Origin of the sequence: Aureispira sp. CCB-E, from assembly GCF_031326345.1 — a bacterium.
Lineage (GTDB): Bacteria > Bacteroidota > Bacteroidia > Chitinophagales > Saprospiraceae > Aureispira.
Genome location: NZ_CP133671.1, coordinates 6,365,476 through 6,386,653 on the forward strand (window position 1 = coordinate 6,365,476; position 21,178 = coordinate 6,386,653).

General features: G+C 35.6%; 12 protein-coding genes. 9 read left to right on the plus strand and 3 right to left on the minus strand.

Translation table 11 applies throughout. The annotated features are described in order from the left end of the window. The first annotated feature begins 70 nt into the window (after window positions 1-70). Complete coding sequence (locus tag QP953_RS24725) at window positions 71-730, plus strand: DUF2490 domain-containing protein (protein WP_052597619.1); 660 nt, start codon at window positions 71-73, stop codon at window positions 728-730. 42 nt (window positions 731-772) lie between these two features. Here the strand turns inward: QP953_RS24725 and QP953_RS24730 are convergent, their stop codons facing one another. Further along, window positions 773-1,504: a hypothetical protein gene (locus QP953_RS24730; protein ID WP_052597620.1), complete on the minus strand. Its 732-nt coding sequence runs from the start codon at window positions 1,502-1,504 to the stop codon at window positions 773-775. Between the two features lie 1,147 nt (window positions 1,505-2,651). Between QP953_RS24730 and QP953_RS24735 the strand changes: the two genes are divergently transcribed. Further along, complete coding sequence (locus QP953_RS24735) at window positions 2,652-3,083, plus strand: BLUF domain-containing protein (RefSeq protein ID WP_052597621.1); 432 nt, start codon at window positions 2,652-2,654, stop codon at window positions 3,081-3,083. Window positions 3,084-3,168: 85 nt separating this feature from the next. On the opposite strand, the gene QP953_RS24740 is transcribed toward QP953_RS24735, so the two are convergent. Beyond that, a complete protein-coding gene (locus tag QP953_RS24740; protein ID WP_309553264.1) occupies window positions 3,169-6,645 on the minus strand; it encodes a caspase family protein in 3,477 nt (1,158 codons plus the stop codon). 82 nt (window positions 6,646-6,727) lie between these two features. Further along, complete coding sequence (locus tag QP953_RS24745; RefSeq protein ID WP_052597623.1) at window positions 6,728-7,354, minus strand: hypothetical protein; 627 nt, start codon at window positions 7,352-7,354, stop codon at window positions 6,728-6,730. Between the two features lie 429 nt (window positions 7,355-7,783). Between QP953_RS24745 and rbfA the strand changes: the two genes are divergently transcribed. The 7 genes from rbfA to QP953_RS24780 all read left to right on the plus strand — a co-directional run bounded on the left by rbfA (window position 7,784) and on the right by QP953_RS24780 (window position 21,016). Beyond that, the gene (rbfA, locus tag QP953_RS24750) at window positions 7,784-8,221 is read left to right on the plus strand and encodes a 30S ribosome-binding factor RbfA (RefSeq protein WP_052597624.1); all 438 of its coding nucleotides are present in this window, start codon (window positions 7,784-7,786) and stop codon (window positions 8,219-8,221) included. Window positions 8,222-8,301: 80 nt separating this feature from the next. Continuing rightward, window positions 8,302-9,549 (plus strand): FtsX-like permease family protein, encoded by a 1,248-nt coding sequence (locus QP953_RS24755; protein WP_052597625.1) that lies wholly within the window; start codon window positions 8,302-8,304, stop codon window positions 9,547-9,549. Window positions 9,550-9,691: 142 nt separating this feature from the next. Next, complete coding sequence (locus tag QP953_RS24760; protein ID WP_309553265.1) at window positions 9,692-10,084, plus strand: hypothetical protein; 393 nt, start codon at window positions 9,692-9,694, stop codon at window positions 10,082-10,084. Between the two features lie 265 nt (window positions 10,085-10,349). Beyond that, complete coding sequence (locus QP953_RS24765) at window positions 10,350-12,089, plus strand: M43 family zinc metalloprotease (RefSeq protein ID WP_309553266.1); 1,740 nt, start codon at window positions 10,350-10,352, stop codon at window positions 12,087-12,089. A gap of 492 nt (window positions 12,090-12,581) precedes the next feature. Next, complete coding sequence (locus tag QP953_RS24770; RefSeq protein WP_309553267.1) at window positions 12,582-15,017, plus strand: hypothetical protein; 2,436 nt, start codon at window positions 12,582-12,584, stop codon at window positions 15,015-15,017. 590 nt (window positions 15,018-15,607) lie between these two features. Beyond that, complete coding sequence (locus tag QP953_RS24775) at window positions 15,608-17,839, plus strand: hypothetical protein (RefSeq protein WP_309553268.1); 2,232 nt, start codon at window positions 15,608-15,610, stop codon at window positions 17,837-17,839. Between the two features lie 213 nt (window positions 17,840-18,052). Next, a complete protein-coding gene (locus tag QP953_RS24780; RefSeq protein WP_309553269.1) occupies window positions 18,053-21,016 on the plus strand; it encodes a hypothetical protein in 2,964 nt (987 codons plus the stop codon). Window positions 21,017-21,178: the final 162 nt, after the last annotated feature.

Genomic DNA, 21,178 nt, shown 5'->3' on the forward strand with positions numbered 1-21,178 from the left:
ATTAATTTACGAATAGCAGACGTTTGCCTTTTTAATAATAATATTAATTGGTTAACCACTGAATCAGTTTATGAAACAATTTATCACCTTAACATTTTTATTACTTCCCTTTTTTAGCTTTTGCCAACAAAGTGAACTTGGCAATTGGATTATCTACTTAGGAAATAAAAAAATTAGCCCTAAATGGAATTGGCACCACGAAGTTCAATACAGAAATTATAATGTCATTGGAGATTTAGAGCAGCTTCTTTTGCGCACAGGCATTGGCTATAACCTTAGTGAGAATAACAATAATATATTGCTTGGTTATGGATTTATCCACAGCCAAAACTATTTAGCAAATACAAACGACAAAGAACAAGTTAATGAACATAGGGTTTTTCAACAATTTATAACAAAGCAAAAATTTGGTCGATTCAACTTGCAGCATCGTTACAGGCTAGAACAACGCTGGGTACAAAATCAACCCTTCAAACTAAGGTTTCGATACTTTTTGTCTCTTAATATTCCTATCAATAATAAAGAAATGACCGATAAAACAGTCTATGCTGCTTTATACAATGAAATTTTCATCAATTCTACCCAAACTTTTTTTGATCGCAATAGATTATACGCAGGAGTTGGTTTTAAATTAAACCAGTTAATCCGATTTGAGCTAGGATACATGAATCAATTTTTTAACAATAGTAGTAGAGACCAGATCAATGTTATCGTATTCCTATCCTTTTAATTCTAGAATAGTTTGTGATATAAAGGAGGCTTTTATGTCTCCTTATTTCTTTGCAATCTCATTCAATATTTTAGAGTCTATTGCTCTTCTAACCAGTAGATTCGGGCGTTTTTTCAACAATAACTCCTCTTGGTTTTCTTTGTCAAAAAATGCCGTTTCAACCTTATAATAATTGGGAGACAAATCGTATTTATTTTGGCGCAAACAATTAAACTGCTCATCCTCATATACTTTAGAAAAACCAACAAACTGAGAGGCTGATTTTCGTACGTAAACCACCTTTTTGTCTCTTAATATTAAATTGTCTAAATAAATTCTCCCGTTCAACAATTCCTTGTTTAAGACCTCGTTTAGGGTAATCTCCACGGGCTCTTTGGTTTCGTAGTAGAGCACCTCCAAAGTATCTCTTGAAATTTGTTTAATTTGCTTGATAGAGGTATAGATGGGTTTGTTGGGTAATGACGTCATAAATTCATAGCTGTACAACCAGTAACCATGTTTTTCAACCTCTCCAAGTGGTACACTATATAAAATTACACTATCACCTTCTGATACAGTCCAAGATTCTAAGTTTTTGCTATGCCCTTCCTTGTGCGCAATAAATGTTCCTTGCATTAAATGATGCAAGCGCTTAATATTTCTCCCTAAATCTTGATAATACGCAGATTCAAATACAGTTGGCGTTATTTCTTTTTGTTTTTTTAGACTACTCTTGGGAACAAAACCACATCCCACTAATATGGAAAATGATAATAATAAGAATACAATTCTCATGATCCTATTGTTTTTTAATTCAAGGTGACAATGAATGCAATAATTCTTAACCAAACACTATTGGGGTGATCCGATTAGTGCAAGTACAAGACTATTCGCTTTAAACTCCATTTGAAAATGGAATTTATTGTTTAAAATAATACATTACTAAGCTTTTGAGTACTCTTTGTACTCAATGGTACGGTTACCTACAAGGAAGGCATCCAATACTTTAATTAGTTGTGAGGGGCACAACTAGAATTATTAACAATAAGGGGGACAGACCGTTGTCTTTGCTGCAAAGAAAAGAAAGATAACATCTATCTACAACAAAGATAGATTAAATTATGGTTAAAATTGGCATTGTATAAGGCTTCTAAATCACATTAATACATTATCAATACATAACTATTCATAAGAACAATCGTTAATGCTACTGCCACTATAAAGAAAATATTCCATTTTTATTTTATAGCATTACATCAGGTAATCGTTAGTGATACGGCGTACTTCGCAGAACCCTCCGTTAAGTTTGTAGCTCTGGTGTTTGTGCTGCTACTTGGCAAGTTTAGTTTTTAACTTTCCCGCCAAAAAGGACAAAAAATAAAATTTATATTAAAGGTTATGCCTGTAAAAGTTATGAAAACAGTTGCGGTATCTTTTGATTTTTAACAGTAGGAAAATAATTTACTCTTCTGTCCTTTTTTACTTTAACAATCAAAAAATATAAAAAACTAAGTAAGTGGGCATAAAAAATTATAGGTAAAAAATAGCCTTATTTTTAGTGCTAATCGAAGAGGAAAAGTGCGGTTTTAGCGAGCTAAAGCAAATTTTTCCGATGAAGAGTAGTGCAAAAAGAAGGTTGTTTTTATAGAATTTTTTCTGAACGATTACTTACAACTTATTAATTATCAACTCTACAATACTCATACAGCAAACTTACTTTACTGTATGAACGCTTTGCTTTTAGTTCGCTGCGCTGCTAAAAAAACACCCTTAAAATACAAATTAAAAACACACCTCGTGAGTAAACTTTTTTGAGGTACTCCTGTTTTTTTAGTTAAGGAATCCATCATTACTTCATGTTATGGGAACACAACGGTATCGATGGAGTTTTCCCTAACATCTAGGATAAGTATTTTATCATCCATACTTCAAATCTCCCAAAATGCCTGATTTATACAAATTAGTTTACACAAGCAGTCGCAAGTCGAGCTGTAATACGACAGAAATTGAGAACATCCTAGCTTCTTGTCGAAAAAATAACCCTAGTAAAAATATCACAGGAGTTTTATTACACTCTGATCGTCGCTTCATCCAATACCTAGAAGGAGATAAGGATGAAATTATGGGACTGTTTGAAGCCATTAAAGGCGATGATAGACACGGAGGAGTTAATTTGAGGTACTACTCTCCTATTGAGAATCGGTTGTTTCCTAGTTGGCATATGGGATATAAAAATGTCAGTACCAATCATGCCGTCTTTCAAACATCAATCAATTCAGACGATCAAGCAATATTCAAGAGATTAATTGAAGATCAAAACCAAAATGAAGTGGAAGGAATTAGAGTTCTCAAACTTTTTTTTGAAATGGCTTAATCCTTAAATGTCGTGCCCTTCAGTTATTATAATAATTATTATAAAATCATTACTCCATTGAAACTACTCCGTTATTAATAAAATATTATTTCCCAATAATTTTTCCATTGGGCAACTGGTGTTCTACTTTAAATAAAATAAAATCATTCAAGGCATTTTCTGTGCGAGTTGTGGGGTGCTGTTTGCCATCTGTTAACTTAACAACTTGCAATGTAACGTAATCTTTTAGTTCAGATACATGAACCAATCCATCGTGGTTTCGATCTGCTTCGCCAGAAGTCAGTCCTTCTAGAACAGCATATGTAAAAACCCCATTGTTCCAATCTTCTGACTCTAGCGCAAATTCATAGCCTCCTGCCGCAGAAATAACCGTTGCTCCCGTTCCTTTTGACACATCGCCAAACAAGGTTTTCATATATGTAAAAGAATTTTTTAAGCCAGCTTTTGGGCGAACCATTGTCGTTCCTGACTTTTGATTGATATGAACCTTATCATTAGCTGCAATCGACGAGCGTACAACAGCTTCGTCCTTATCTACTTCACCCGAATGACAAGCATCAATCATAATCAAACGATTTCGACATTCCATTCCATCTAACATCGTATTAATAGCATCGTATGGCAAACCTTTGGCTTGTGGATTATTAAAATCAACATCATGCATTGCCAAGTAATAATCTAGCTGGTCATCTAATAATCCGTGAGAAGAAATGTAAATAATTACTTGATCGTCAATATTGGCTTTGTCCAAAAACTTACTAGCTTTCAGAACATTATCCTTGGTTGCCGACTCGTTAAATAATTCTTGAGTATGAATATTTCCAAAATAGTTAGAGGTCTTAAATTTAGCGATCAAATCTTTGGCATCCTTGGTGGCAAACTTTAGGTTCCGTTCCTCATTTTCAAACTCAGAAACCCCTATTGTAAAAATATATAAATCGGGCTTTTTAGTCGAGTTGGGATGGTAAGTAACCTGAAAAGTCTCTCGCAGGCTTTCTAGCCCTTCTTCATTAAAAACAGATACTTTAACCAAATTTTTTCCTGCACTTAAACTAATTTCTAACTCTTCTTCTATCTTATTGGTATACCGTTCTTTTAACGAAATTCCTTTCAACTCAGGAGCGGGAACATCATTGACATAAATAGAAATACGATCTAATTTATGCGTTTCGTCCCAAGCTTTGATATTTAACTTCAACTGTTTGTTTTCTGTCGTAACGGGCAATGTAACTTTATTACTCAACTCTATATTGGGCAATGCTAACTCACCTTCTAAATTATCAGGCGTAAACCCTAACTTGCTGAGGCGTTTTTCCCAAGCTTTGGTATACAGTTTAACCGAATATTTTGAAACACCTAAGCTTGTTAACACCTTATCAGGTCGATTAAATCGAACATCAAATTGATCAAACGAGTATAAATTCTCCTTAAATCGAAATCCAATTCCTGTATTATTGCCTTTAGATGATTTGTAATAATTATCAGGAGACAAAATAATATAATCAAATTCCTCCATAGCAATCAATGAAGCTGCCTCTTGGCAAGATTTTAAATCCCAAACTTTTATAAAACCATCTTCGGCTGTAGAATACACTCGTTTTCCCTTCGCTCCAAACCAAACGAATTTAATAGCACCATGATGGCCAGACATGGTACAAACACTCTTTTTGGTTGCCCAATCCCAAACCACAACATCAAAATTCACTTCACTAAAATAGCCTCCTTGTCCTGTAACTAAAGCCGTTCCATCCTCATTAAAATCTGCCGAAAATAAAATACCTTCTTTGCCTGTCTTAAAAGTATTAGAGATTTCTCCTGTTGTGTAATCCCATTCAAACCACGTCATTTCTGCTTTCAAACGCTTGAGATTAGCATCGTATTCTGGTGTCGTTTTGCTAATTAAGACTTTGTTTGTATTTGGTACAAAATCCAATAAAAATTCATACGCTATTTGTGATGGGATAGTATGAACTTGTTTGCCTGTAGCAACTTCCCATGCTACTATTTTAGAACCATTGGTTTGAGCAATGATATAATCTCCTTTAGGGCTTAATTTGACACTCTTAAATATAGGCATTTCTGTAGATTTGAAATACACAGCATCTCCTACTTGCTTTTGCGTTTTAACATCCCATATTCTAAAAAAGAATTGATTGTTTTGATAATTTTTTAAGTCTATCGTTACTTCTTGTGTCAACAATCGACTGCCATCATGGTTAAAAGAAATCTCTGTCAAGGCTTCAACTGCTGTACTTTCAAAAATTGGTTGGATTGTTTTGGCATCAAAAACAGTCAAAACAGGCTTTTCCTTGTCTCCGACTACCCACGTTCCAAAAACAGAACCATCCGCACTAGCACTAGCAACCCCCGAAGTTTTGATGTACTGTTCCAAATCACCTTCTTTCATATTCCACACACGAATTCCTGGAAATTTATTGTACACCGAATTTACCAAGTACTTCGAATTTGACCCTACCGATAGATGAGTAGACATTTTAAAATACCCTTTCAAACGCCCCAATTCCTTATTGTGCTTAAAATCAAACAATGTTCCTCCCATAAAAACAGTCGGTTGCAAACCATAGCCCTCACTTTCTGTTACCATTCCTGCTACACCTACCATAGTGTTATCTGGACTAATTGCCAAGTCGAATGCGACCCCAATACGGTAAACCCCATTTTTGAGCGTTGTCATATCTTGACTAGTTGACTCGTTCATGACTCGCTTTAACTTGCCTTTTTGAATGCTATAATCTGCAATTGCTCCCGTTCTATCCATTACCAATAGATTTCGATTCGTTGGTGTAAACACCATTTCTATCATATTCTGACTAGTATATTCAAAATCCGAAACGACTTTTTGTGTTTCCAAATTCCAAATAGTAATCATCTTATTAGCAATACTAAAACCAGCCACAAACTTCCCATTGGGACTAACAGCAACATTCATCAAAGCTTGGTCGTGATTAGCAGTCAACGTACCATCAATTGTCTTTGTTTTATAATTATATATAGACAAGGCGTTAATTTTGGCAGCATCTCTAGTAATCAGATGTTCTCCATCCTTTGTCAGTCTAATTTCGGTATCTGGAATGGCTCCATGTTTGGTAATTTCGGCTCCTGTCAAAATATCCAGTTCGACAATTTCACCTCCTTTCATTACAAGTACATGTGTCGTATTAGAGATATAGGTAAACGAACGGGTATACATTTCTAATTTTGTTCGTTGTACAATCTTTCCTGTTGCATGCTCCCAAGTAATCATCGTTCCTTTGTCGTCTATACTCAAAATATAACGATTGTCTGAAGTGTACTCTACTTTCCAAACATCTCCAACATGTCCGTACAACACTCTAAATTCTTGGCACAAACTTCGATCCCAAATTCGAACAGTTTTATCCATTCCCGCTGTTACAACAAATCTATTATTGGGACTAAAACTAATTGCATATACATTCGCAATATGCCCACTTGTTACGACTATTTCGGGTTTCTCTTGTGCTGTCGTTGTTGTGTTTATGCCTAACAAGCCGTATAAGCATATTAATAAAAATAGTTTCATATGTGTTTGTTAAAAGCGCTTTATTCAGTTTATAGTTAAGACAACTTTTGTTTATTGATTGATTTTGGAAGATCATTATTCATCAAACCCACTCCTTGGCAGCTGCCGTTGACAGCCATCCTAAGAATATGGGCATCCAAAAGATGGGATAGCCTAACTTGACGGCATCTATAAACGCAGTACCTCGAGTCCACAAGGGGAATTGCTCAACACAAATCAAACTAGCTGGAACCACAGAAATAATTGCCACCATAATGGTTAATATATGCATACCATCTGTCGTTTTATGAAAATGCCGCATTGGTATAAAATAGATAATAGATAGTAAAATAACTGTTGCCATTAATTTCCAAATAGACAAGGTAATAATTCCGTTATCGCCTCCTATTAGCCCTCTTGTATACAAGGTATAAAAAATTTGCTTCGCCAAAAAGTAGGCTCCTAGACTTGCACCATATAGTAATCCTATATACAAAATCGTCCATCCAATAGGCATTTCTAGTTCTATTCGCATCGGCAAAATAAAAGCCAAGACAATTAAGAATGGAATGATATAGACGCTTGTGATAGGTTGGCGAATCCACTTCATTCCTTGCCAGCCAATTAGTTCATGTAGCTCATACCACCACATTAACAAGCCAATTATACCAACTACAATTGGTACAATCAACAAAAAAATATCTTTTATAGTTAGTTTCTGTTGCTCCATCAATGGCTCTATTAGACGATTAGGGATTTCTTTAAGATAAGTGCTTCTTTAAGTAGCAAAAAGCTACAAAGGAACTGATATTTGTGCACTTTTAGGACTTTATAAATAGGAAATATTGGACTAGTAATTGGGGATAGTAAAAAATACTACGAAGGATTTATGATTATTAAATAGAAAATTAAGGTTTTTCTTAATTTTTAGTGGTAATTTGCGAATTTATTTTCAAAATACCCGTTATCTAACGAAACCCTATTGCAAAATAGATGGTTATATTATTGCTAGATGCTGTACTTTTAGCTATACTATTTGATGCAATCTTATCATCAAGCGTTACCTCTCAACAAGTAGACTAGTTCATGGATCTAAGTTTGTTAACGTTTTTTTCGATTGGATAACGCCTGTTTTGTCATTTTAAAATTAATTAATAGTTTGGAACAAACAAAAAAACAACGCCAAGTTGGTAGTTTAATACAACACGAATTCAGTACTGTCTTGCAGACAGAAGGAGCCTTTATTTATGGTGTTGAACCACTTGTTACTGTCACGAATGTTAAAATGAGTTCGGATTTGGGAATTGCTTATATTTATGTTAGTGTGTATAACGTTCCCTACAAACAAGAAGTGGTCAAAGAATTGTGGGAAAATTTAGCTTATTTACGTGGTCAAGTGGGCAAACGCATTCGCAAGCAAGTACGTCGTATCCCGATGCTAAAATTCTTCATTGATGATACTTTGGATGAGGTAGAACATTTGGATAACCTCTTCTCTAGAATTCATTCTGAAAAGAACACACAAAACCGTTCAATGAAAGAAGCAATGGAAGCTAGAAAAAAATTAGACGAATTAAGCCAAGACGAAGAAGAATAATTATTTTTGTCTTTCTACTTGGGGATAGCTTACAATAGCCTACGCCTACTAGTAATTGGATACAAATACAAGTACGACACATGAATCTACCATTCAAATTTGCCAAACGCTATATCTTTTCCAAAAAATCAACCAATGCCATTAATATTATTTCTAGTATTGCTGTATTGGGAATTGCAATTGGAAGTATGGCACTCATTATCATTATGTCTGTATTTAATGGTTTTGAGGGATTGTTGGGCAACTTGATTGGTAGTTTCAAACCTGATGTAAAAATTACTGTCAATGAAGGAAAAGTATTTGTTGCAGACAGTAGCATGATTCAAAATATTCGTTTGCTAGAAGGCGTACACAGTATTTCCAAAACCTTGGAAGAAATTGCCCTATTTGAGTATGATGGCGTTCAGAATATTGCACACATCAAAGGAGTCGATGAAAACTACATACAAGTAACAGCCATTGACACCTGCTTAGAGGGAAATCAAAAGTATCTAGTTTATGATACGATCAAGGATATAAACTATACGGTTATTGGTGCTAATTTGGCATATCCACTCAATATTAGTGTTGGTCAAGCGTTTAATCGTCCAATAACGATTTATATGCCCAAAAGAGAAGGGCGAATATCAACTAACCCAACCAAAAAACCTTTTAAAAAACGAAAAGCTTACCCTTCGGCAATTTATGAAGTTCAACAATCTGAATACGATAATTACGCCATTACGAACCTAGCCTTTGTTCAAGAAATTACATCTTATAAAAACGGGGAAATTTCTGCTCTGGAAATAAAATTGGATCCTGCCTTTAATGAGACTCAAACCTTGCAAGCCATTCGGGATATTGCAGGTGACGACTATATTGTTCAAAATCGCTATCAACAAGACGAAGCACTCTATAATATTACCCAACTAGAAAAAATCGTTGCCTATTTTATCTTTGCATTTACGCTTGTATTGGTTGCCTTTAATATGGTTGGTGCTTTGTGGATGCTCGTTTTGGACAAACAGAAGGATATTTCTATCCTAAAATCGATGGGTGCAACGAGTAAACTCATTCGCCAAATCTTTCTTATGGAAGGTTTTTTACTGTCTTTAATTGGGCTGTTATTGGGTTGTTTTTTAGCCATCGTCCTCTGTGTCTTGCAACAACAATATGGCTTAGTAAAATTAAGTGGTTCGGGTGAATTTATTATTAATGCCTATCCTGTTGAGATGCGTTTGGGAGATTTTGTAGTCGTAATTTTAACTGTTTTAGGAATTGGAACCAGTGCTGCGTGGCTTCCTGCCCAAAAAGCTAGCACTGTTGAAAATATTCAACGCAAAGAATAATACATTACTAGGCTTTCTTTTAGTTAGATATTGAAAAATTGCCTATTATCCAATAGAATAATTTTAACATTGCTTATTATTATAGTTGCTATATCCTCCTATCCTATTAGGATAATATCTCTTTTATCAAGATTTTCTACCAATGCCCCAAGATCACGATTTATTAGATTTTGAAGCGCCAATTACGATGGGTTCGTATGAGCGTTTTTTGAACTATATTGAGTCCAAACATAGTTTGCTTAAAATATTAGGTGCCGTCCTATTCAACAGTTTATCCACACTTATTATTTGCTACAAAGCAGGTCATAGTGAAGATGCATTAATTGAAATGCTGACGGTTGCAGGCGGCATGTATATATTGGTAACAGCAATGAGTTGGTTCTTGCATATCTTCATCATGATCAGCGCTGCCATTATAGATGTCATTACAGCATACAACCCCAAGATTAGAATACTTGGCGCACTCAGTATCAGCTTTTTACTATCTTTAGTAATATTTATAATTTTTTGTATTCTGGCTATATTCATTGACTAATAACATGAATATAAAATAGCTTCCCCATTCCAAAACAACAGCACAACCTACCTTCATACAGCTATTCTATTGTACATTTCTATCTATATAACTTCTTGCTTTTTTATTTTTTGTAAAAAAAAGCAATGACCATACCGTAGCAACACAGCGAACTACTATTCAATAGACTATTCTTTTAATATGCTCTTAAAATATGTAAAAAAAGTTTACATTAGAGTTCATTATCAACAATTAACTAACAAATTAAACTATATTATTAACAACAATGAAATTAATATACCTAGCCGTTCTCTGTCTATTACTAACCACCAACCACCTCCTCGCGCAGCAAACGTGGCATAAATGTGGTTTTGACCATGCGATTTATCAATTAGAACAACAACACCCTGGTTACAAACAACATATTGATGCTGTTTTTGATGAGTCGAACCGAATAGGGCAACAAACCCAACACAGCCGCTCCATTCATACAATACCTGTTGCCGTTCATGTTGTTTGGAAAACGCCCAACGAAAAACTATCTGAATGTACCATCAACGAACAAATAGAAATTCTAAACGACGACTATCGTCGTCAAAATGCAGATGCTAGCAATTTGCGTCCTATCTTCAATAGCATCGCTGCTGATACAGAGATAGAGTTTCGTTTAGATACGATTATCTGGACACAATCTAATGTAGACTTTGCTAGCTTAGGTCCTTTTGGAGGACTGTTCCCCGACCCCACTTCTATTGATAGTGTCAAAGGAACAAGCCCACCTTTAGATCCTGATCAATATCTAAACATTTGGACGCTTAATTTGGGTTCTGGTGGTCTATTAGGCTATGCTTATCCTCCTGATAGTTTGCCTAATTGGCCAGCAGGAGCATCAGCACCTAGCAAAAACAGAGAAGGCGTTGTGCTTCATTACGAAATCGTTGGAGGACCTAGAAGTGTTACTTTTGGAGGTGGTTTTGGCGCTCCAACAACCGTTAATACACAAGGCAGAACCGCTGTTCATGAAGTTGGGCACTACTTAGGATTGCGCCATATTTGGGGCGATGGTGCTGGCGGTGGAATTTTTCCTCAACCAAGCTGTTCTGTTGATGATGGTATTGGTGATACTCCAAATTGTTTGGATCGCTCTGAATTTGATTGTGATACCACCAAAAACAGTTGTGATACAACATTAGTCAACGATATGCCCGACATGATAGAAAACTATATGGATTATTCTGCTGAATCGTGTATGAATAGTTTTACCATTGGGCAAAAAAATCACATGAAAGGAGTTTTAAATGGTCCTCGTGCAGGTTTGTCAACTACTCCTGTCAAAATCCGCCCTGCTTACGATGCTATTTATCACGCTGAAGTATTAGCCGTTAATACAGGCAGTAGCTGCACTAGTATTTTTACGGCAACCAATATGAATGCTTCCGCCTCTATGCCTGATGCTCCTTGTATGGGAACCATCGCCAATGATGTTTGGTTTTCCTTTACCGCTACTAGCTCTGACTTACTTTTAGAAGTTTCTAATATTAACAATATTACAGGCAGTTCTACTGCTATGGCTTATGAATTATTTGAAGGAGCTTGTGATAGTTTGAGTAGTTTAGGTTGTGGCAACGCAGGCAACAATGCGTTATCTGGTTTGACAACAGGTGCTGTTTATTACCTTAGAATTTATAGCATGAGCACAGCAGATAGCCACAACTTTGATATTTGTCTGCGTAACAACAACCTTGTAGCAGTAGATCAAATTGAGCAAATTCTAAGCCGAGGTATTCACTTATCTCCTAATCCTACATCTGGTGATATTAACATTAATATTGATAATAACATCAGCTTTGAAGGCTTCCTAAGCATTAAAAATGTTTTAGGTCAAGCTATTACACCACCTGTAGCGATTGACAATCACAATCGTCAATACACCCTTTCACTAACTAACGAAAATAGTGGTTTGTATTTAGTTGAAATCCGAATGAATAACTATACCATTACTAAAAAGGTTATTCTTCAAAAGTAAATCGCTCACCTACTTAATTATATATGGACCAATTTGATCTTTGAAGGTCAAATTGGTTCTTTTTGTTTCTATTCTCACAAAGTGCTTTATTTTTTATCAAAAATAGTCTGAAAGAGGCATTATTCCCTCAATAGCTTTTGAAGCTATTGAAGCAAAGCTTTTTCTTTTGTGCCTCATTTTTAACAAAAAGCAAAAAATCAATGAAGTACTATTATGGAATCCGCTTGTAATTCCTTATATATGTAATTGAATTTCTTAACGAATTGTTAATACGTTTATACTACCTTAGCTTAGAATTTCGTTTTATCATTCCAATATAGAGGTATCCACAACTATAAATCTCTTAGAGATCAATTTGCACGTAATCATTCACACATAAAATTTTTTTCGTCTCTAAAAAACACATTATTTAACTAACATACTATTTTTTAGGAATGGCTACTTCTTATTCCAACACCCTTAGCTGTTTCTAAAATTCTAAAAACAAAAAGTATGAGACAGAACTTACATTATTTACTTTGCCTAATAGTAGGAATAGGTTTCTGGCTACCCACGGCAGAAGCTCAACTAGTTAACTATGAAGAAACTTGGCAAGAATTTTTAAAAAATCCCAAAACTTCTGCCATTAGTAAACTAACAGAACCCAGCAAAGAACAGGTAGCTAATTATTTGAAATACTGCTTGATGTATGCCAATTCGTATTTTTGCGCCGATGACCTGACCCAATCAGAAAAAATGATGCGAGAAGTAGCTGCTATTAGTACCGAAGCACATGCTAAAATTCCTGGCTTTACGGATAAGTACGAAGACCTAAAAACTAAAATTGCTGCTTACAAAGCTTGTGGTAAAATTTGGGTTCGCTTCCTCGATGGAGAAAGCATTGACATTGCTGAATTGGAAAAAAATGAAGTAAAAGATGCTAAAACTGTTTGTGAAAAAGGAACGCTTTGTAAGTACTTTTACATGACTGCCATGCATTATTATTGTCAAGGTGATTTGAAAAAATCTAGAGGACATTTTGAAAATCGTGTCCAAAAACTAGTAGATAAAACGTCTTTTGAGCCCAAGGACGTAACAGGAATGGATGAACGTGTGAAAATGATGAAAAAACTTTGGGCTGGTATTGACAAACTAGATCCAGCATGGGAAAAGTTAATTGAAACGGACAAATCTCCTGGTTTTGATACAGAATTACCACTCATTGAATGCTATTCGATTCCTAATATGAAAGAGTATATTCTCAAAGCTACGGCTGATCTGTGTGGCGTAGGAGATGAAATGCTCAAAAAGATTAAAGCACTTCAAAAAACCAATACGCATCCTATTCCCTCGGATGTAGCAGATAAAATTGAATGGTTAGAAAAGGCTGTTGCTGAAAATAATGACGGCTTAGCTACCTTAAACAAAGCGTGGAAAAAATTCTTGCCAGAAAGCAAACCTAGTGGAATCGACTATGGTCATGAGTTTGTATGCGACAGAGCAGCTGAGGTAAAAGCCTATATCATGGATGGATATGCAGATCCTTGTGGTGGTGGAAAAGCGGCTTTGGACAAAATTGAAGCCATAAAAAAGGAACACAATCCTTCTTTAGATACTGAAACAATGACTAAGTTGAAGCAATTGAAGGCTAGAGTTAATAAAGAAGCTGAAAATCTTGCGAAATTAAATGAGGCTTGGGAAGATTTTGTTCCTGATGATAAAATCAAAGGCAAAATTAATTTTGTGTTTGAGTACTGTGACAAAGAGGCTCAAGTAAAAGCTTATGTCATGGATGGAACAATTAATTTCTGTGAAAAAGGAAAAAGTCGTTTAGAAGATATTGCTAAATTACGTGATAGCGATAGCCCTGAATTGGCAGATGCTGTGCTCAAAAAAATTGATAATCTACAAGCTAAACAAGACGAGTCTGACCAAGACTTAACAGATTTAAACAGTGCATGGGAATTGTATACCAGCACCGACAAGACAATGGAATGGCAAGAAGGTTTCCCTCAAAAAGATACAGGAACCGTGCGTGATAACATTCGTTTGGTAAAATTCTATTGTGATAAAATTGCTCAAACTAAATCTTGGGTCATCAAAGGTCATTTAGATCCTTGTGAAAAAGGCGATGCTTACTTGGCTAAAATTAATAAACTAAAAAAAGAAGCCAATCTGAAGTACGACAAAGAATTGGCTTGTCAAGTTAGCCGTTTGAAATCAAAGGTTTATCAATGTAAGTATTGGGCTTTGGTACTAAAAGCTTGGAAAATCACTTACGAAGAATGTGAACGTTTTGGTCCTGCCTCCTCTAAAATTATGTACGAAGACCTTAACTCGGAAGAACAGCCTTGCGAAACAACGGTTGAGTACAAACAACTCGGTAAAATTGGTATTCAGTATACCATTACTACTTTCCTTTGCCAAAAAATTAACTTGGCTAAAATGGGAGATCCTGAGTATTACAAAAAAATTGCTACTTGGGTTGATAATGAAGTTTTGAGCAAATATTGTGAGGCCAATATGCGCTGTAAAGAGGATTTTTATATTTATTTAGAAGGGCATACCGATGGAAATCGTTTTTCTGGTCGTAGATATGATAATTCTTTAGACATCCCTGAGGGTACACCTTATACGCACTTTGTTGGAAAAAGCAGTGGTGCTGTTGATACCTTGAAAAAGGAAACTCGTAATATCACCACCGATTTAAAATCTAATATGGAATTGGGAATTGCTCGTGCTTGGACGGTAAAACAACAATTAGATTTTATGAAAGTTCCGATTACGGTAGGAGCTTATGAGCATCCTTCTAGTGAAAAAGGAGGTGAATTCCGTCGCATCGAAATTGAATTGAATATTACCAATTTGATGTTGGATTTCTATGAAAAAACATTAAAAGAATTAGTAGAAGAATCAGGTATTGGTAACCGTCCAAAACTAGGTTGCTAAGCCCCTTCTTATACAATTCTAATCGTTTTTGGGCACTGTTCGTGTCTCCTTTTTTGAGAAAAGAAACGATTGGTAACACAATAATATTGAGAACGTTCATGTTAACTTTATGTTGATATGGACGTTCTATTTTTGGAGATTATTTGTTTTGGATGCTTTTATAAATTGCCTTGTCTCCCAATTTCAAAGGGTCAATAACATGCTTTGGTAGAAGCCCATAGAACCTTTTCTTTATATTTTTATGGCTCTAAAATATTTTTTGGGTTGGTTCTTGTATAAGATAAAGTGTTTTATTTTTTATCAAATCATAAAAACTATTTCTAATTTTTAGTCTCTCAACTTTCAAACATTACTCCGTTGAAAAATCGTATCAGTTTGATTACCAGTAAGATGTACCTTTGTTGACTTTTGCGTTAAAAGGCTGATAATCAAACTAATGCAAGATGCTTTTTTACGTTTTTCGTAGGAAAACTAAAAAATCAACGGAGTATTATTCAAATAAACTCTATTCTAACAAACATCATAAGCACTTGTCTAAAAAACGATTCTTATTTTTAGAGATGCTTTAAAACACACAGACTATTATAATTATGATTTTGAACAAATATCTTTTAACAGTATGCTCTTTAGCTTTGCTGATTTCATTGCCACAGTTTTCTCAAGCTCAGCAATTGGTCAATATGGAAGAAACTTGGCAAGAATTTTTGAGCAACAAAAAAACGGCTAATATTTCTAAATTGAAAAAGCCAGATAAGTCTCAACCTGCTAATTATATCAAATATTCTTTGATTTATGCCAATACCTACTTTTGTGGTGATAATATCGAAAGTGCGGAGGAAATGATTCACGAAATAGAAGCTATGGGCAAAGAAGTCTGGGATCGTGTTCCTGGATTTGAAGAACGTTATTTGGGCTTAAAAGAAAACATGAAGGCTTATAGAGCATTGGACCCTATTTGGGAAAAATTCTTAAATAACAAAACAAGCGTTTCAAAAGAAGAAGTGGAGGCACATCCCGAAGCCAAAAAGATTTGTGAGCGAGGAACATTGTGTAAGTACTTTTATATGATTTCGCACGATTACTTCTGTCAAAAAGATTTAGAAAAAGCAAGAGATGTTTTTGATAGTCGCATTCGTAGGCTTGTAGCAACAACTTTTAATCCCAATGATATAGAAGGATTGGGCGAGGAAGTAGAGCGCATGACACAGTTTTGGGACGCAATGGATGAATTAACTCCTGCTTGGGAAGCTTATATCGAAACAGGTATTTCTCCTGGCATGCAAGCCGAAATGCCTGTTATTGATTGTTATGTTATTCCTAATATGAAAGCCTGTATTCTTAAAGCTACTTATGACATTTGTGGCGTTGGAGAAAAAATGTTGGACAAACTCAAAGAGTTGCAAAAGAAAAGCACTTACCCAATTCCTTCTATTATTATTGATAAAATGGATTTCATCGAAGAAGAGGTGCGCAACATCAAAAAAGATTTGGCGATTGTCAATACCTACTGGAAAAAATTTACACAAACAGGCAATCTGCCTAGCGATGTTGCTTACAAATATGTCTTTGCTTGTGATCGTGAAGCAGAGGTCAAAGCCTATTTGATGGATGGCTTAATGGATCCTTGTAGAAAAGGGAAAGAGGCGTTGGAAAATATTTCTAAAGTGCGCAAAGAACACAAACCTGCCCTTGCTTCATTGACCATGGAAAAACTCAAAGAACTCAAAGCGGCTGTAAGTGTGAGCAGTGGTGACGAAACGGTGTTAAACGACGCTTGGGAAGATTTTTTACCCGATGATGCTCTTTCCAAAAATTATGACTTGGCATTTGAATATTGTGATAAACTAGCAGAAATTAAAGCGTTTATTATTGATGGAACCATTCATGTTTGTGAAAAAGGACAACAACGCTTAGACGATATTGAAAATGTTTTGGATGAAAATGAGGTAACGATAGATTCGGAAACACAAGCGAAATTGGATGCTTTGGAAGCCAAATCTAGTAAGTTAAATGCTAAACATGAGGTTCTCAATAAAGCTTGGGAGTATTTGTTAGCTAATGATGAGGTTAGTGATAATTATGAATATGATTATGAATTTCCTTGTAATCGAGAAATGGATGTTAAGGCCTACCTACTAGATGGTTACACCAACCCTTGTTTGAGTGGTAAATATGGCTTGACTGAAGTAGATAAAGTCATGTCTAAACACAATCCTAAATTAAGCGATGAAACATTAGCACAAATAAAAAAATTACGCAGTAGATTGTCCAACGAAGGAGGCAATGTTGCCACGTTAACCAAAGCTTGGGAAGATTTTGTTCCTGACAATAAACTCTCTGGAGAAATTAATTTCATCTTTAGTTACTGTGATAAAATTGCCGAATGCCGTGCTTATATCATGGATGGAATTATCAATTTCTGTGACCGTGGCGAAAAACGTCTCAAAGATATTACCCAGTTGAGAGAAGATTATTTATTGACACTGGATCAAATCATGGAGGATAAATTAGAAATTTTGTACAAAATGGTTGAAGAGGGCAAACCAGGTTTAGAAGGTTTGAATAAGGCTTGGAACACCTGTATTAGTATGGATGATTTTTCTAAAGTAGATCAGCGTACAATTAAATTAGCAGAGGTCTATTGTGATCCTATTTCACAAACTAAAGCATGGGTAATGAAAGGCTTGATGAGACCTTGTAAAGAAGGACAAATTTACTTATCTAAGATTGATTACCTAAAGCGAAAAGAAGCTGTCAAATACGGAGATGAATTGGATTACCAAGTAGAATTGTTGCGGGTTAATATTGGTAAATGTCCGTAAAATTTCTCTCTTTAGAATCCTCATTTTTATGTACTCCAAAACTAAATATAGAACGTCTGCACAGATTGTCTTGTGTAAGGCGTTCTTCATTTTTAAGCAAAAAATCATTAATTTTAAGAAATCCCCAAGCTTTTTTTATGCTAAAATTGCTTTGGGTGTCTAGAGATAGATATACACCAATACCATATCCATTTTACAAAACAACATAAAATTATGCATTCAAATCGACTATTTTTAGTTCCTTTTCTTTTGAATATCGGATTATTATTACCGAACTACATGCAAGCGCAGTTGGTCAACATGGAAGAAACTTGGCAAGAGTTTTTAGGTAATCAAAAAACATCGAATGTATCCAAGTTGGTGAAGCCTGAGAAATCTCAACCAGCCAACTATATCAAATACTCTCTGATGTATGCCAACTCGTATTTTTGTGCTGATAATCTTCCTAGTGCCGACAAAATGATGCGAGAAATTGAGTCCATGGGCACGGCTGTCCAAGACAAAGTCCCAGGGTTCAAGGAGCGTTATGAATTAATGAAGGTAAAAATTAAAGCATATAAAGACTTGGTTCCAATTTGGCAACGCTTCTTAAATGACAAAAGCAGTGTGACGCGCAAAGATATTGCAGCCGTTCCAGAAGCCAAAACGGTTTGCGAAAAAGGAACGCTTTGCAAGTTCTTTTATATGACGGCACATGCTTACTATTGTGAAGCCAACCTTAAAGATGCGAGAAATCATTTTGAAAACCGTGTTTTGAAATTGGCTAAAACAAGTTTTGATCCGAAAAGTGTCGAGGGATTAAATGAGGAAATTGAAATGATGAAATCCCTCTGGGCAGGTATTGATGCGCTCAATCCTGTATGGACTAAGTTTATAGAAACCGATCAGTCACCAGGTTTTGAAACAGACATTCCTGTCATTGGTTGCTACACGGTTCCCAATATCAAAGTTTGTCTTTTAAAAGCTGCTGCTGATTTTTGTAATACAGGTTCCGAAATGTTGGCCAAGATCAAAGAGCTTCAAGCTAGTATGTCGCATGATGTGCCTGGAGATGTGGCGGATAAGATAGCATGGTTGGAAGCAGAGGTCAACAAAAGTGATCAAGGTTTAGCCAATTTAAATAGCATTTGGGCTAAATTTACACCAAAAGAAAAATTGCCTAGTGGTGCCCAATACGAGCATGTATTTATTTGTGATCGTTCCGCAGAAGTAAAAGCCTATTTAATGGATGGCTTGAGCAATCCTTGTACAGAAGGTCAAAATGCCTTGGATAGCATTGCGAGAATTCGCAAAGACCACCAACCGTCTTTGGATGATGTCACGACCTCTAAGTTAAAGAAGCTTAAAAATTTGGTTAGCAATGAAGCAGCAGAATTAACTAAATTAAATAAAGCTTGGGAAGATTTTTTACCAGACAATAAATTATCTGGTAAAGCTGACTTTGGATACGAATATTGTGATAAAGCAGCTGTTGCCAAAGCTTATACAATGGATGGGATTCTAAATATCTGTGAACGAGGTCAACAACGTTTGGACGACTTGGAAAAACTCAAAGCAGAATATAGCCCTGAATTAACTTCTAAAACAACTGCTAAGATCGACTTTTTGCAAAAAGAGGTCGCTCGATTGACACAAGAAGCTGCTGATTTAAAAAAGGCTTGGGACTATTTGCTAGCTAATAAAGAGGTTAGCAAAGACTTAGAATATGAACACGAATTTATGTGTAATCGTGAAGGAGATGTACAATCCTACCTTTTAGACGGGTTTACCAATCCTTGCCAAAGTGGTCAATATGCTTTGGACGAAGCGCAGAAAGTAATTGATAAATACAATCCTAATTTGAGTAGTGCCACTCAAACTCAATTGAACCAACTCAAAGCTCGATTGAAAAATGAAAATCAAAACTTGGCGCAACTTAATAAGACTTGGAAAGACTTTGTGCCAGACGAAAAGTTGTCTAGTGACTTGGATATTGTGTTTGAGTATTGTGATAAAATTGCTCAAGCTCGTTCCTACATCATTGATGGTACGGTTAATTTCTGTGAGAAAGGAGAACAGCGTGTCAAAGATATTTACAAACTTAGAGAGGACTATTTATTGACTTTAGACAGCGAAACGGAAGACAAATTAGAAAGTTTGGAAAACAAAGTTAAACAAGCGGCAAAAGATTTAGAAGATGTCGGCGCTGCTTGGGATTTGTATGTTGCCACAGATACGATTATGTCTTGGACAGAGGGGTATCCTGCTGTTGATACTGTTGTCCGTCACCAAATTCGTTTGGTTGATTTCTATTGTGATAAAATCGCTCAAACCAAATCTTGGGTCATCAAAGGGTTGTTGGATCCTTGTGAAAAAGGAGATGCTTATTTGGCAAAAATCAACAACCTAAAACGCAAACATGGTTTGTCTTATGATAATGACTTAGCCTGTCAAGTTCGCCGCTTAGAAGGGAAAGCTTATCAGTGTAAATACTGGACGCTTGTGCGTGAAGCAAGGCGTGTGACCCACTTAGAAAGAGAAACCTTTGGTCCTAAGTCTGCTCAAATTATGTATGGAGAATTAAACTCTGACAAACAACCTTGCGAAACAACAGTTGAATACGAACCATTGGGATATATTGGTGTTCGTTATATCGTGGCTCCTCACTTATGTCAAAAAACAAACTTGGCTAAAATGGGTGATCCTGAGTATTACAAAAAAATTGCTACTTGGGTTGATAATGAAGTCTTGAGCAAGTATTGTGAAGCTAGTATGCGTTGTAAGGAAGATTTTTTCATTTATTTGGAAGGGCATACCGATGGCTACCGTTTTTCTGGTCGCAAGTACGATCAATCGTTGGATATTCCCGATGGCACTCCCTATACACACTTTCTAGGAAATAAAGATGGTACAGTAGATACACTTCAAAAAGCAACTCGTCACATTACTCGTGAGTTAAAATCAAATATGGAATTGGGTATTGCTCGTGCTTGGACAGTAAAATCACAATTGGATTTTATGAAAGTACCTATTACTATTGGGGCGTATGAACATCCAGAAACAGAAAAAGGGGGTGAATTTAGAAAGATTGATATTGAACTAAACATCACGAATCTATTGCTAGACTTTTATGAAAAAACATTAAAGAGACTGGTCAAAGAGTCGGGAATTGGGGAACGTCCTTCTTCGGGCTGCTAGTTGCCTCATTGTTCAACAACAATTTAATATTCTATTAATTCATATTAAAATCGTACTTTAGCTGCTGTTTTGCAAACAGCATTTTACTAAAAAACTGATCCAATAATTTAAATGTTGAAGTTTGAACGACAAGTCATTGCTAATTAGCAGCTTGTTCAAACT

What these genes read in the sequence shown, in the direction of transcription:
- QP953_RS24725 (WP_052597619.1), top strand. Translation starts at nt 71, where the DNA reads ATGAAACAATTTATCACCTTAACATTTTTATTACTTCCCTTTTTTAGC.
- QP953_RS24765 (WP_309553266.1), top strand. Translation starts at nt 10,350, where the DNA reads ATGAAATTAATATACCTAGCCGTTCTCTGTCTATTACTAACCACCAAC.
- QP953_RS24770 (WP_309553267.1), top strand. Translation starts at nt 12,582, where the DNA reads ATGAGACAGAACTTACATTATTTACTTTGCCTAATAGTAGGAATAGGT.
- QP953_RS24780 (WP_309553269.1), top strand. Translation starts at nt 18,053, where the DNA reads ATGCATTCAAATCGACTATTTTTAGTTCCTTTTCTTTTGAATATCGGA.
- QP953_RS24740 (WP_309553264.1), bottom strand. Translation starts at nt 6,645, where the DNA reads ATGAAACTATTTTTATTAATATGCTTATACGGCTTGTTAGGCATAAAC.
- QP953_RS24730 (WP_052597620.1), bottom strand. Translation starts at nt 1,504, where the DNA reads ATGAGAATTGTATTCTTATTATTATCATTTTCCATATTAGTGGGATGT.
- QP953_RS24760 (WP_309553265.1), top strand. Translation starts at nt 9,692, where the DNA reads ATGCCCCAAGATCACGATTTATTAGATTTTGAAGCGCCAATTACGATG.
- QP953_RS24755 (WP_052597625.1), top strand. Translation starts at nt 8,302, where the DNA reads ATGAATCTACCATTCAAATTTGCCAAACGCTATATCTTTTCCAAAAAA.
- QP953_RS24735 (WP_052597621.1), top strand. Translation starts at nt 2,652, where the DNA reads ATGCCTGATTTATACAAATTAGTTTACACAAGCAGTCGCAAGTCGAGC.
- QP953_RS24745 (WP_052597623.1), bottom strand. Translation starts at nt 7,354, where the DNA reads ATGGAGCAACAGAAACTAACTATAAAAGATATTTTTTTGTTGATTGTA.
- QP953_RS24775 (WP_309553268.1), top strand. Translation starts at nt 15,608, where the DNA reads ATGATTTTGAACAAATATCTTTTAACAGTATGCTCTTTAGCTTTGCTG.